Annotated in this window: 14 protein-coding genes; 6 read left to right on the top strand and 8 right to left on the bottom strand. The window is 65.8% G+C overall.

All coding sequences use genetic code 11. From position 1 onward, the window contains the following. Positions 1–25 precede the first annotated feature (25 nt). Positions 26–850 carry a 2,5-didehydrogluconate reductase DkgB gene (dkgB, locus tag ABL840_RS06345; RefSeq protein WP_093299676.1) on the top strand — a complete coding sequence of 275 codons (825 nt, stop codon included), beginning with the start codon at positions 26–28 and terminating at the stop codon, positions 848–850. 21 nt (positions 851–871) lie between these two features. Here dkgB and ABL840_RS06340 read toward each other — a convergent pair whose 3' ends face one another. The 3 genes from ABL840_RS06340 to ABL840_RS06330 form a co-directional block, all read right to left on the bottom strand. Further along, the gene (locus tag ABL840_RS06340; protein WP_093299674.1) at positions 872–1,417 is read right to left on the bottom strand and encodes an RICIN domain-containing protein; all 546 of its coding nucleotides are present in this window, start codon (positions 1,415–1,417) and stop codon (positions 872–874) included. A gap of 38 nt (positions 1,418–1,455) precedes the next feature. Next, positions 1,456–2,475: a patatin-like phospholipase family protein gene (locus tag ABL840_RS06335; protein WP_093299671.1), complete on the bottom strand. Its 1,020-nt coding sequence runs from the start codon at positions 2,473–2,475 to the stop codon at positions 1,456–1,458. Positions 2,476–2,664: 189 nt separating this feature from the next. Then, on the bottom strand, positions 2,665–2,934 hold the full coding sequence (locus tag ABL840_RS06330) for a hypothetical protein (protein ID WP_093299669.1): 270 nt from the start codon (positions 2,932–2,934) through the stop codon (positions 2,665–2,667). A 228-nt stretch (positions 2,935–3,162) separates the two neighbouring features. Here ABL840_RS06330 and ABL840_RS06325 point away from each other — a divergent pair, with 228 nt between their 5' ends. The 3 genes from ABL840_RS06325 (at position 3,163) to ABL840_RS06315 (ending at position 6,201) form a co-directional block, all read left to right on the top strand. After that, positions 3,163–4,488, top strand: a complete 1,326-nt coding sequence (locus ABL840_RS06325; RefSeq protein ID WP_418116218.1) for a serine hydrolase domain-containing protein — start codon at positions 3,163–3,165, stop codon at positions 4,486–4,488. Positions 4,489–4,786: 298 nt separating this feature from the next. Continuing rightward, positions 4,787–5,704: a M35 family metallo-endopeptidase gene (locus tag ABL840_RS06320; protein ID WP_418116217.1), complete on the top strand. Its 918-nt coding sequence runs from the start codon at positions 4,787–4,789 to the stop codon at positions 5,702–5,704. Positions 5,705–5,712: 8 nt separating this feature from the next. Then, positions 5,713–6,201: a hypothetical protein gene (locus ABL840_RS06315; protein WP_143042895.1), complete on the top strand. Its 489-nt coding sequence runs from the start codon at positions 5,713–5,715 to the stop codon at positions 6,199–6,201. A gap of 22 nt (positions 6,202–6,223) precedes the next feature. On the opposite strand, the gene ABL840_RS06310 is transcribed toward ABL840_RS06315, so the two are convergent. Genes ABL840_RS06310 through ABL840_RS06290 form a run of 5 tightly spaced genes read right to left on the bottom strand, consistent with a single transcriptional unit; the run spans position 6,224 to position 10,943 of the window. Further along, the gene (locus ABL840_RS06310; protein WP_418116216.1) at positions 6,224–6,700 is read right to left on the bottom strand and encodes a nucleoside deaminase; all 477 of its coding nucleotides are present in this window, start codon (positions 6,698–6,700) and stop codon (positions 6,224–6,226) included. Between the two features lie 23 nt (positions 6,701–6,723). Then, on the bottom strand, positions 6,724–7,959 hold the full coding sequence (locus ABL840_RS06305; RefSeq protein WP_418116348.1) for a cyanate transporter: 1,236 nt from the start codon (positions 7,957–7,959) through the stop codon (positions 6,724–6,726). A gap of 53 nt (positions 7,960–8,012) precedes the next feature. Then, entirely contained in the window at positions 8,013–9,227 is a 1,215-nt protein-coding gene (locus ABL840_RS06300; protein ID WP_093299657.1) for an amidohydrolase family protein, read from the bottom strand. Positions 9,228–9,258: 31 nt separating this feature from the next. Continuing rightward, a complete protein-coding gene (locus tag ABL840_RS06295) occupies positions 9,259–10,734 on the bottom strand; it encodes a sodium:solute symporter family protein (RefSeq protein WP_093299654.1) in 1,476 nt (491 codons plus the stop codon). Beyond that, a complete protein-coding gene (locus tag ABL840_RS06290) occupies positions 10,731–10,943 on the bottom strand; it encodes a DUF3311 domain-containing protein (protein WP_093299652.1) in 213 nt (70 codons plus the stop codon). The genes ABL840_RS06295 and ABL840_RS06290 overlap by 4 nt, the downstream gene beginning before the upstream one ends. Before the next feature lie 166 nt (positions 10,944–11,109). Here ABL840_RS06290 and ABL840_RS06285 point away from each other — a divergent pair, with 166 nt between their 5' ends. Then, entirely contained in the window at positions 11,110–11,877 is a 768-nt protein-coding gene (locus tag ABL840_RS06285; protein WP_093299649.1) for a GntR family transcriptional regulator, read from the top strand. Positions 11,878–11,940: 63 nt separating this feature from the next. Next, on the top strand, positions 11,941–12,867 hold the full coding sequence (locus tag ABL840_RS06280; RefSeq protein WP_093299647.1) for a DMT family transporter: 927 nt from the start codon (positions 11,941–11,943) through the stop codon (positions 12,865–12,867). The last annotated feature ends 2 nt before the right edge of the window (positions 12,868–12,869 follow it).

The following is a 12,869-nucleotide window of genomic DNA, read 5'->3' as shown; positions in this document are numbered from 1 at the left end:
CTTTTCAACGCACAAGGACAACACCATGAACACGAACGTCACGAAGAACCCCATTCCTGCCTTCGGCCTCGGCACCTTCCGCCTGAAGGGCCAGGTGGTCATCGACTCGGTGAAGAACGGCCTCGACGTGGGCTACCGCACCATCGACACGGCGCAGATCTACGGCAACGAGGCCGAGGTGGGCCAGGCGATTGCCGAAAGCGGCGTGGCCCGCGAGAGCCTCTTCATCACCACCAAGATCTGGACCGACAACTACGCCAAGAGCAAGCTGGTGCCCAGCCTGAAGGACAGCCTCGCGAAGCTGCGCACCGACCATGTGGACCTGACGCTGATCCACTGGCCCTCGCCCGGCAACGCGGTGCCGGTGGCCGAGTTCATGGGCGCGCTGGCTGAAGCCAGGGCGCAGGGGCTCACCAAGCACATCGGCGTGTCGAACTTCAACATCGCGCTGATGAAGGAAGCCATCGCGGCCGTGGGCGCTCAGAACATCGCCACCAACCAGATCGAGCTGCACCCCTACCTGCAGAACCACAAGGTGGCTGAATTCGCGAAGAGCGCCGGCATCCACATCACGTCCTACATGACGCTGGCCTACGGCAAGGTCATCAACGACCCGGTGATCGAGGCGATTGCCAAGGCGCACGGCGCAACCACCGCGCAGGTGGTGCTGGCCTGGGCGATGCAGCTGGGCTACGCGGTGATTCCGTCGTCCACCAAGCGCGCGAACCTCGAGGGCAACCTGAAGGCGCTGCAGTTGAAGCTGACGGACGCCGATATGGCGCAGATCGAAGCGCTCGACCGCAATGAGCGCCTGACGGACCCGGCCGGTCTGTCGCCGGCCTGGGACTGACTGCTCTGCGTGCTGCTGCGACTACGCCGGTGCAAACCCCCAGGCCTGGGTTTCAAACCCGGTGAAGCTGATGGCGCCAAGCACTGCACGCGCAGCGGTCTTGTCGCCGTCGAGCGTGAGGATCATCGGCGTCGCCGAGTTGCTCGCACCGCTCTTGTTCTGGATGTACCAGTAGCCGAGTTTCTCGGTGGGCAGCAGGCACCAGAGCTGCAGGCTGCTGTCGGCAACAGCACCCCTCTTCATCATCACGATGGGTGTGGGTGGAGGCACCGGGACAATGCCTTTGGGTACCACGGTCATCACGAGGCCCGTGCCCATGTTCGTCTGCAGATACCACCATCCCGGGTTGTTCCCTCCGGCGGGAACGAACATCCATTGCTGGTTGGTGCTGCCCTTGTCCGACTTGCGCGTCCATGAGATGACCGCGGTGCCTTCTTTCGTGCTGCCGCCGTCCACATCGAGCACGTAGCGGGTGGGCAGCAATTGCTGGATGACATGCGGGCCGAGGTCCTGCGAGTCCAGGACGCCGGCGACTGCTTCGGCAGTGTTCTCTTCAGTGATCGACATCGTTCCTCCTGTTTCAGGAATGCGTTCGGGGGTGCCGCTCACGCGCGATTGGCGGAGGCGTTTGCGGGGGGCGTGACGGGACCGAGCGAGTGGTTCACCCAGTAGGCCTGGAGCAGCGCCTCGGCCTTCGCGGTGTCGGCCGACTTGCCCTTGGCCTGCAGCAGATCGATGGCCTGCGGGTAGGTGGTGTTCTCCGGAATGAAGAACGGCAGCGTCGGGTTGATGTTCGCGTAGCGGTCGCCCAGCAGGAATCCGGCGAGCATGGGCATGATCTGGGCCGACGTGCCGCTGAGGCTCGCGTCGAGCACCGGCCCGGGCGTGGACTGGTTCATGAGAAAGGGCGGCGTGACGTTGAACGGATTGGGCGTACCGGTCATCCACTGGTTGGCGCCCCAGTTGTGGGTGTCGCTCGCGATCCAGTCGTACATGAGGCCGGTGCCGATGGTGATGGCCGTGATGTCCTCCAGCGCGTACCCGGCCTTCACGGCCAGCGCGATGGCGGCAACCGTCGGATCGTGATTGAAGAAGGCGCCGTCGATGTTGCCTTCGTACGAGCCCAGTTGCCCCGGCATCGCGCCGCTGGACGTGGCAGCCTTCGCGACCAGCACGTCGCCGTGGTCCGCGATCATGTTCGTGTACATGACCGGCTCCCACGGCGTCGGCGTTTTCACACCGTCCTTCAGCGCGGCACCGCCGACGTTGAACGATACGAACAGCGCGCAGCGCCCGAGGTCGGACACCTTCGCCGTGGGGTGCAACTTGAGCTGCGAGGCAAAGACCTCGTCGATCGAGTACGCGGGCACGTTCGGGTCCGAGTTCATCCTGTTGTAGAAGTCGATCTCCTTCGTGGTGAAGAAGGTGATGAGGTCCTGCGGCTTCGTTCCCGCGAGCAGTTCGCTGGTGATGATCGAGCCCGTCGAGCACCCCGCGATGAGGTCGGTGTTGTCGATGATCTGCGGGTACTTCGTGTACAGCTTGTTCAGGATGGTGACCGACATCAGGCCCCGTATGCCACCGCCAACGAACGAGAGGATGGTGAATTTCTGCTTTTCCGCCATTGCCAACTCCTTTCAAGAGAAATGACTTCCATGAAATGACTTCCCGGCCGGGGAAGCGGAGTCTGGGCGCTCGGCATGTTTGCCGCTACGAGTGGAATCCCGTTCAATCCAACTCTGTAATTCCGCAAGCCGCGCAAGCATTCGGAATGAAACCTCGAGCGCCGGAAATTGGCGCGAAGGTTCTCTTCTTCATGCGGCGCAATCGCAAAGCGCATCGAGCGCGTACCTAAGTTCGCGCTCTTCGTCCGAGGTCAATACGAGTACGAGGTTGCGGAATTCGACCTTGTAGCAAGGCAGCATCAGTGCTGCGGTGAGTGCGTGTGGGCTGTCGCTGCCGCGCGCGATGTGCGCGTTGCACGCCGCCACGCTTCGATGGATTTCGAGCGCACGCGCGACCCGGGCGGAAGGCGGCTTCGTCGCGCTGCCGCTGCCGCTATCGCTGCTTCTGGTGATGAACATTGCCAGCTCCTCTTGGCGCGCTTCGAGTGGCGCCGTGAGGTCACTCTATTCAGAGACTGGCGGAATGGTGAGTAACAACATCGTCGTGAATTCCGACGGCAGGTTTGGTGCCTGAGCGCATGAGTGCGATCATCCGCGGCGGCAAGGTGCAATGCCTTGCCCATGGCGCGCAGGTGCCATCACCAACAAACAGACGAGGAGATTCGCGTGGATCAAGGTGTCCGGAGGGTGTTTGTCGTTGTGCGCCCGGTGCGTGCCGCGTTGTCGGTTTCGCTGATTGCAGCCGCTGTGCTGCTGGCGGCCTGCGGAGGTGGTGGAGGCGGCGGTGGAGGTGGAGGCGGTGCCATCCTTCCCATCGTCGTTGCACCTCCCCCAGCCAGTGGCGGCGGCAATCCGGGCACCGGCAGCGGCTATCCGCATGCCTCGGAGCCCATCGGCACGGTCCGACAGATCTACGACGGCGCCCTGTCTCCAGACCTCGCCGTCAACACATACCGCAACACCGACCGGCTGTTCCCGACACGGACGATCGAGCCCGGCGGCACGCCCTACGCGCTGCCCGCGGCCGCCTCCCAGTTGACCCAGCTGAGCTTCTCGACTGGCGGCGCGACCTACAGCATGGCCGACTTCATGGCCGCCAACCGCGTGGCCGGCTTGCTGATCCTGAAGGACGGCAAGATCGCCAACGAAACCTACCAGTACGGCAACACGCAGAAGACCCGCTGGATGTCCATGTCGGTGGCCAAGTCGATCACGTCGACACTGGTCGGCCTGGCGGTAAAGGACGGCTACATCGCCAGCCTCGACGACCAGGTGGTCAAGTACGTGCCTCGGTTGGCGGGGACCGCCTATGACGGCGTCACGGTGCGCAATGTGCTGATGATGGCCTCGGGCGTGAAATGGAACGAGACCTACACCGACCCCACATCCGATCGCCGTCAGTTGCTGGAAGCACAGCTCGGCCAGAAGCCGGGTTCGGCCATGGACCTCATGAGCAAGCTGCCTCGCGTGGCCGCGCCGGGCTCCGTGTACAACTACAGCACCGGTGAGGCGCGGGTGGCCGGCGAGATCGTCTACAACGCGGTCAAGAAGCCGCTGGCGCAGTACCTGTCAGAGAAGGTCTGGTCGAAGCTCGGCATGGAAGCACAGGCCAACTGGTGGCTGGACTCGCCGGACGGCATCGAGTTCGCGGCCGGCGGCATCAGCGCGACCTTGCGCGACTATGGTCGCTTCGGCATGTTCGTCATGAACGACGGCTTTGCCGGCGGGCAGCAACTGCTGCCCACGGGATGGGTCACGGACGCGGGCTCTCCCAAGGTACTGAGCACCGGCACCGCGTCGGACTACGGCTACATGTGGTGGATCCCCACCAACAAGAGCAGCCAGTCCGCGGTGGACGGCGCATTCTTCGCGGTCGGGATCATGGGCCAGCAGATCTACATCAACCGCAAGGAAAAGGTCGTGATCGTCATCTGGGGAGCGCAGACCAACCCGACGGCGACCGGCATTCCGGCGGTTCCGTTCTTCGATGCGGTCGTTTCGGCGCTCAAGTAACTGCGGCGCGCGGGCTCTTGCAGGACGCTAGAGCTCGAAGGTCGCGACCGAAGTCCAGAGCGCGCCCAGGCCCACCAGCGCCATCGCAGCCACGAAGATCAGGAGTGCTGGCGGAAAGCGGAAACTTTCCTATCCCGTGAAAAGTTCCTGAGCGGTTGATGATAGACAACAGTCTTAGCGCTCCAAGTCCCATACAACGCCCCGTCACACAACGGGAGCGCATTGAATGGAGCGAAAGATTCTTGTAGTCGGAGATCCGCCAGTCCCTGGCGGCCAGGTATTGCCGTACGACGGCCCCATGTTCGATCTGTATGGACATCGCGTCGCCCTGATCGGTGGCAGAGCCTACTGCGGGGGCTGCAACAGCGTAGGCATCATCGCCAAGGCCGGAGGGCCACGGCGTCCGGAGTTCATTTCGGAAGCTGCGCTGGAAGGAGACGTCGTGGTTTGCCACTGCGCAGCACCGCAACCATTGCGCGCCACCCTGCAACACAGGTCGACATATGACGACGGGGCGCACCATGCCACGGCAACGCCCGTGATCGCGACCACCTGGCCTGCCGGAGAGGTCGCCGCCTTGAAGAAGGCGGTGGACGAGCGCGTCACTCACCCGCCCGAAGCCGAGCAGACCGAGAAAATCTGCTCGAACATGACAAACAAGGAGTTCGCCGTCTTGGTAATAAAGCTGCGAGACATGGCGGTCGACTACATCGTGAAACGGCGACTTCCTGAACTGGCGCGCTGGGACAAGGAGGCCCAGGCGCGAACGACCGAGTGGTTCGGCACGGCCGACCAGAGCATTCGGGAGCACCTGCAAAAGGGTTTGTCCACATGCGCTCTTGTGCTCCAGAAACTGGAGCCGAAGAACTTCATTCGATATACAGAGGGAGGCAAGATCGCGACTTGCGTCCTGCCAAGCATCAATGGCGCTGCCGCGGCGGTGTGCAAGCCGGATACGGCCACCCGCACCATTGCGATCGCGCCCATCTTTTGCAATTTCAAGTTCGACAACAAGACCAACTTCGACACGGGCGTCGTGATGGATGGTGACTCCCGCCTGTTGACGCTGGTGCATGAGGTGACCCATTTCGATGACACCTTTTCTTCGAATGACACCTGGTACGGAACAACGCAGTCGAGAGAGCACGCCGAAGACTCCAGGTCTCGCTTCAATGCGGACAGCCTCGCGTCCTATATCCTCGGCGTTACCGGTTGAGGCCTATCGTGATCAAGCACCTTCGATTCCCGGGAGCCTTGGCTCTGACCCTCGCAATGCTCGGCCCAGCCGCCGTGCTCGCATGCAGCCCCATCAAGGTCTTCTATGTGTACTTCGATCGCGACTCCGCGACGGTATCCACCGACCAGACCCTGAAGCTCCGCATCTGGATGCAAGAGCTTCGGGCGCGATACGCCAACCATGAGGCGATCTACATCGGAGCATCAGTCAACCCGGAAGAGCGAGACCACGATCCCAAAGGCCTGGGTTTGGAGCGGGCGCGCAATGTAGCTCGCGTTCTTCGAGAAGATCTGCATTTCAGCGCCAGAGTCTCACTCCCGAAAAGCAGCTATGTTGCAGACCCCAGCTCGCTTGCGAGCGGTGCTGCCGAAGACCCGCGAGTTCTTGGAGTACAGCTCGACTTCCTGCCGGCTTGTCCGCACGAATGCACATGCCAACTTGGTGACCCGCTCCATACACCCCCGGCTACCCGCTGACCAAGTGGCCGTCGCAGGCCGCTCACAAACCTCTGCGCGTCGCAGCCCAGTCCGCAAGGATCTCCACTGCTTCGCGATCCATCTTCTGCTCCGCAGGCAAGCTGCGCTGCGCAAGCGTCGCACCAGCCTCGGCGCGCAGCGCCTCCACATCGATCGGATGCCGGGCCGCCACCGTCACGCCCTCGAAAGCCTTGCCCGACTGCGCAAGCGAAGCCGCGTAGTACAGCTTCGCGATGCCCGCTATGTGCATCGCCGCCGCGCACATGGCGCAGGGCTCGCACGAGGTGTAGAGCTCGCAGCCCTGCAGGTTGACGGTGCCGAGCTTTCGGCATGCATCGCGAATGGCTTCGACTTCGCCGTGCGATGTCGGGTCGTGGTGTGCGACGGAATGATTGAAGCCTTCGCCGACGATGACGCCATCTTTCACGACGACGGCACCGAAGGGCTCGGTGCCGGGCTCGCTCAGCGCTTGTGCGGAGAGAGCGATCGCCCGCTGCATGAACTGTTCCTGGTACATCGTGTTCAGACCTTTCTGGTGGCCGCGCTGTCGAGCGCGGTGATGGATGGTGCGCCGGCTTGGGTGCCGCGCGCAACGAAGAGGCCCGCCGTGGCGGCGGCATAGCGGCGCGGATCGAAGCACAGCATGAGCGGCAGCAGCGCCACCACGACCGCCGCGAGATAAGCCCACGCGAGCGTGAAGCCGCCAGTCTGCTCGCGCACCCAGCCGGTGACGAAGGGCGCGAGTGCGGCGATCATGAAGCCGACGCCCTGCATGAAGCCCGCGAGGGCACCGGCCTGCGCGGGGTCGGACAGGTGGTCGAGCGCGAGCACCATGCACAGCGAGAACGCGCCGCCGAGGCCGAAGCCCAGGACGACGGCGATGGCGACTGCCGGTACCGGCGCGTCGAAGGTCAGCGCGCAGAAGCCTGCGAGTTGCGCGGCGAGCGTGAGCACCAGCCAGGGTCGCAGGTCGCGCCCGCGGCTGCGCGCGATGGCGGGCATGGCGAGCGCGGAGACCACCTGCGCGGCAGTCATCAGCGCAAGCACCGAGCCGCCCTGCTGCGCGGTCCAGCCCTGCTGCGCATAGAAGTGCGGCAGCCACGCGACGAGGCTGGTGTAGCCGCCGTTGATGAGGCCGAAGCACGCGGCCAGCAGCCATGCTCGGCGGCTCGCGAAGCAGCGCAGCCATGAAAGGCCGCGAAGGCCCGGCGCCTCGGCGGCGGAAGTGGATTCGATGCGCCGCATGTTGAGCCAGTACAGCAGCGCGAAGGTCGCGAGCAGGGCCCAGATCGCGAGGCCTGCGTGCCAGTCGGGCCCCTTGTCGCCGCCCAGTGCATGCGCGACCCACGGGCTGGCCATGGCTCCGAGCCCGCCGCCGCCCATGATGGCTGCGGAATACAGCCCGGTCATCACGCCGATGCGCGCCGGGTAGGCCTGCTTCACCACGCCGGGCATCAGCGCCTGAACCAGGCCCACGCCCGCGCCAGCGAGCGCGGCGCTCCACAGCAGCGCCGCCGCACCGCCGGCCACATAGCGGCTGGCGCAGGCGACGGCGATGGCCACGAGCCCGAGCGCAACGCCGCCGCGCGCGCCGATGCGCTGGCCGACCGCCGCGCCAAAGAGCGAGGTGGCGCCCATCGCGAACATCGGCAGCACCGTCAGCAGCGCCACGGCGTGGAAGCCTATGCCCGTCGCCATGCGGATGGGTTCGAGCAGCGGGCTGCTCGACGTGAGAAAGGCGCGCAGGTTCAGCGCCACCAGCACGATGACGATCGCGAAGGCGATGCCTCCGTCGTGCTTGCCCCCCGCCTTCACAAGGCCGCCAGGTCGGCGCTCAGCATGCCGTTGCGCGCGACGACGCGCCCGCCCGCCACCACCAGCTTGCGCACCGGCCGCGAGACGACGGCGTGCGCGACAGTCTGCGCGTCGACCAGCACGAGATCGGCGCGGTTACCGGGCACGAGGCCGTAGTTCTCGAAGCCGCAGCCGCGCGCGCCGGAGTGGGTGACGGTGTCGAGCGCCACTTCGATCTCGTCGTCGCGGCGCAGGTTGTAGCGCAGGCCGATGATCATGGCGCGCTCGAGCATGTCGGGGTTGCCGTAGGGCGACCAGGTGTCGCGGATGCCGTCGTTGCCGCCGAGCACGGTCACGCCGGCCTGCCGGCAAGCCATGAGCGGCGGCACGGTGCGCGAGGGCGGCGCGCTGGTGACGAGCACCACGCCCAGCTTCGCCATGCGGGCGAGCAATGCATCGCGCTCGCGTTCGCTCACCCCCGCGCCTACATCACCGAGGCAGAAGCCGTGGCTGATGGCGACCTTGCCCTGCATGCCCAACGCCTCGGTGCGCTGCAGGATCAGGTCGAGCGAGAAGGCCCCCATGGCGCCGGGCTCGTGCAGGTGAATGTCGACGGGGCGCTGGTGCCTGTGGGCGATGTTGAAAAGGACGTCGAGCGACTTCACCGGATCGCCGTCGATGGCGCAGGGGTCGAGGCCGCCGAGCACGTCGGCGCCCATCGCCAGCGACTGGTCGAGCAGCTCGGCGGTGCCGGGCCGGCCCAGCAGGCCCGACTGCGGGAAGGCGACGACCTGGATCTGCTGCACCTCGCGCAGCGCCTCGCGCGTGCGCAGGGTGCCTTCGAGGTGGAGCAGGCCGGCCTGCGTGTCGACGTCGACGTGCGTGCGCAGCCTGGTGGTACCGAGCGCGAGGAATGCCTTGGCGAGCACCAGCGACTGCGTGGCCGCGTCATGCCCGCTGGCATGGCGGAAGGCGCGCTCGTTCTCGATCTTGTCGGTGAGGTTCGTCCCGACTTCGTTGCGGTACCAGTCCATGCCCCACATCGTCTTGTCGAGGTGGGTGTGGCCTTCGACGAGGCCGGGCAGCAGCAAGGCGCCGTGGCCTTCCTCGACGGCGGCGCCAGCGGGCGCGGCAAGCGCGGTGCCGATCTCGGCGATGCGCCCGTCCTGCACCCGCACGTCGACCGGGGAAGCGCCCATGGGGCGAACGTTGCGGATCAGGAGCGATGACATGGTGGGAATCCGTTTCTCGAAAAAATCTTCATCAGGCCGGCTGAGCGACGGCGGCGCGCGGCGTCGTGCGCGGGGTGACGAGCGCGACGATCACGAACACCAGCGCGTTGGTCGCCAGCGCCACCAGACCGGTATTGAGCGATTTGAAGACCACCGGAGCGCCCGGGAACAGCGTACCCAGGTTCGAGCCCGTGGTCATCATGAAGGCCAGCACGGCGCCGCCGGCCAGGATGCCCGCGAAGGCGGCGTGCTTGTTGCCGAAGGGCTTCTTCATGAGGCTGAAGAGCAGCGAGGGCAGCAGCTGCGTGAGCAGGCTGGAGGCGAAGATGGCAACGGCCACGATGGTGGTGCCGCCGCGCAGCACGAAGTACACCGCCACCAGCGCGAACACCGGCAGCACGCCGCGCGCCACGCGCGAGACCTGCCTGTCGGTGGCATGGGGCGCGAAGCCTTCCTTGTAGACGTTCTTGCCGATCACGGTGGAGGCCGTGAGCAGGATCATCGAGCCAGGCACCAGCGCCGTGAGCACGCCGGTGCCGCCGATCACGCCGACGAACCACGGATCGAAGGTGTGCTTGACGAGGCCGAAGAGGGCCAGGTCGACGTCGGAGCCCTTGAGCCCGGGCACTTGCAGGATGGCCGCGAAGCCGACCAGGAACAGGAAGGCGATGACCACCTGGTACAGCGGCATCAGGATGGTGTTGCGCCGCACCGCGCTCGCGCTCTTGGCCGCGTACACAGAGGTGAGGTTGAACGGGTAGAGGTAGTAGCCCAGCGCCGTCAGCAGGATGGTCGAGTTGTACCAGGTGAGGTTGAGGCCTTCTTTCGGGAACTCGAAGAAGCCGGGGTTGGCGGCGTGGATGGCGGTGAACATGGGCGCGACGCCGCCGTAGTAGTGCCACGGCAGGTAGATGCCGAGGAACACGGCGAGCGCGAGGATCAATATGTCCTTCACGATGGCGATGCTGGCCGAGCCGTGGATGCCCGAGAACAGGATGTAGCTCACCATCACCAGCGTGCCGATCCAGATCGCCACCTGCGGCGCGATGGAGCCGTACGAGGCTTCCGACACGATGATGCCGAGCCCGCGCAACTGGATGGTCAGCAGCGCGACCATGCCCATGAGCGCCACCACCGACACCAGCACGCCGAGCGGGCGGCTGTCGTACTTGTGCGCGAAGAAGTCCGAGAACGACACCAGCTTGTGCGTGGTGGCGTAGCGCCAGACGGCCGGCAGCATCCAGAAGGCCATGAGGTAGGCCAGCCCGCCGTAGGCCAGGATGTAGAAGGCCGGCGTGCCCTTGCTGTAAGACCAGCCGCTCGCGCCCAGGAAGGTGAAGGTGGAGAACGACTCGCCCGCCATCAGCAGGAACACCATGATGGCGCCCAGCCCGCGCCCGCCGAGCGCCCATTGCTCCAGGTTCATGGTGCGGCCGCGCCGCGCGAGCACCGCGAGGCCCAGCGCGCCGACGACGAACAGGGCGATGACTCCGAGCGCGGCGTTCATCGCGCGTCTCCGGTGGCCGAGGGCGCGTCGATGTCGCCCTCGGAGCGGTCGATGACCACCATGATCAGCGAGGTCAGCACCAGCCAGCTGACGTTCCACACCATCAGGAAGGGCATGCCGAGCACGAAGGTGGGCGCGACGGAGGACAGCCATCCCCCGCTGAAGAAGGCGGCGACCGGCAGTGCGGCAAGCCATTTGGCGGATTTCATGGAGAGCCTCGATTCATGTCTCTGGTTGGGATTTTCTGTGATTTTGGTTAACCATACAATTTATTTTGGTTAACCAAACGGCGCGAATGGTACGGAGCACGACCGGGCGAGTCAATCCAAGGGCTTACCCGGGGGCGACATCGCGCAAGCAATAATCCGGCTGCCTATGCCCTCCGCCGCCCGCAAGACCCCAGCGACCGCCCCCTCCCCCGAACTCACGGAAGCCGACGACGCGAACGTGGACGAACGCGTCTACGCCGCCGTGTCGAAGGCGCTGCTCAGCGGCAAGCTGCGGCCCGGCACGCCGCTGCGCGAACGCGCGCTGGCCGAGGCGCTGGGCTGCACGCGCGGCGCGGTGCGCAAGGTGCTGGCGCGGCTGGGGTCGGAAAAGCGGCTGGTGCTGGAGCACAACCGCGGCGCCTTCGTGCCCAACCCCTCCATCGACGACATGCGCGGCATCTACCGCGCGCGCCGCATCGTCGAGGCCGGGCTGGTGACCACGCTGTTCGGCAACCTCTCGCGCGAGCAGGTGGCCGCGCTGCGCAAGCACGTGCAGGCGGAGCAGAAGGCCTTCAAGGAAGGCCGGCGCGAGGACGCGATCAAGCTGGCGGGCGACTTCCACCTGCTGCTGGCGCAGATGGCGGAAAGCGAGGAGCTGCTGTCGTACATCAAGCGGCTCATTTCGAACACCGAGCTCTACAAGGCGCTGTACGACTCCGCCGAGGCCGCGAGCTGCGCGCCGCGCGAGCATGAGCAGATCATCGAGGCGCTGGCCACGGGCAAGTCGCTCGACAAGGCGCTGGCCGTGGCGCTGGAGCACCTGGACGAGCTGGAGCAGCGCGTGATCGCCGGGGCTGCCGCCGAGCAGGAAGTCGACCTGGCGACGCTGCTGAACGGCAGCGTGAACAGCAAACCGCACGCGCACGATCACTGAGGCATCCACGCTTCGTTCGCGGCCGAAGTGTGGCCGCGCTGGTGAGGGAATGATCGGCGCACCATGCACGCATCCACACCCTCCTCCATCGACAAGCCACACGCCAGCCTCGCCCTCGAATGGGCACTGCTCGCGCTGCTCGCCACCTGCTGGGGCGCTTCGTACACCTTCATCAAGATCGGCGTCGCGACCATTCCGCCGGTCACGCTGATCGCGGCGCGAACGTTCATTGCCGGAGCGCTTCTGCTCGTGGTGCTGCGCGTGCGCGGCGTGAAGCTGCCGAAAGAGCCGGCGATGTGGGGCCGCTTCGCGCTGCAGGCCTGCCTGAACAGCGTGCTGCCCTTCACGCTCATCGCATGGGCGGAGCGCAGCGTCGACGCGGGGCTGGCGACCATCCTCAACTCGACCTCGCCGATCTTCATCTTCCTGCTGGGGCTGGGCCTCGGCGGTTCCGACAAACCGACGCTGCGCCGCATGTTCGGCGTGGGCGCGGGCCTCGCGGGCATCTGCCTGATCGTCGGCTTCGAGGCGCTGAACGGGCTCGGGCATTCGCTGCTCGCACAGCTCGGGCTGGTGGCCGCCGCCGTCTGCTACGGCTGCGCCGCGATGTTCGGCCGCGTGTTCAAGGGGCTGGACCCGATGGTGCCGGCCGCGGGTTCGCTCGTCAGCGGCGCCGCGATGCTGCTGCCCGCGAGCCTCGTGGTCGACAGGCCGTGGACGCTTTCGCCGTCGGCCGCATCGATGGCGGCGGTGCTGGCACTCGCGGTGCTCTCGACCGCGCTGGCCTTCACGATCTACTTCCGTCTCATCAAGACGCTGGGGCCGATGTCGACCGCCGCCCAGGCCTATCTGCGCGTGCCCATCGGCGTGACGATCGGCGTGGTGTTCCTCGGTGAGACGCTGGCGGCCACGGCATGGCTCGGGCTAGCTTGTGTCGTGGCGGGCGTGGTGGCGATGACGATGCCCGAGACGAAACTTTTGCGCCGCTGAGC

Origin of the sequence: Variovorax sp. NFACC27, assembly GCF_048301545.1 — a bacterium.
Lineage (GTDB): Bacteria > Pseudomonadota > Gammaproteobacteria > Burkholderiales > Burkholderiaceae_C > Variovorax > Variovorax gossypii.
This window is presented reverse-complemented; position numbering and strand designations above follow the sequence as displayed.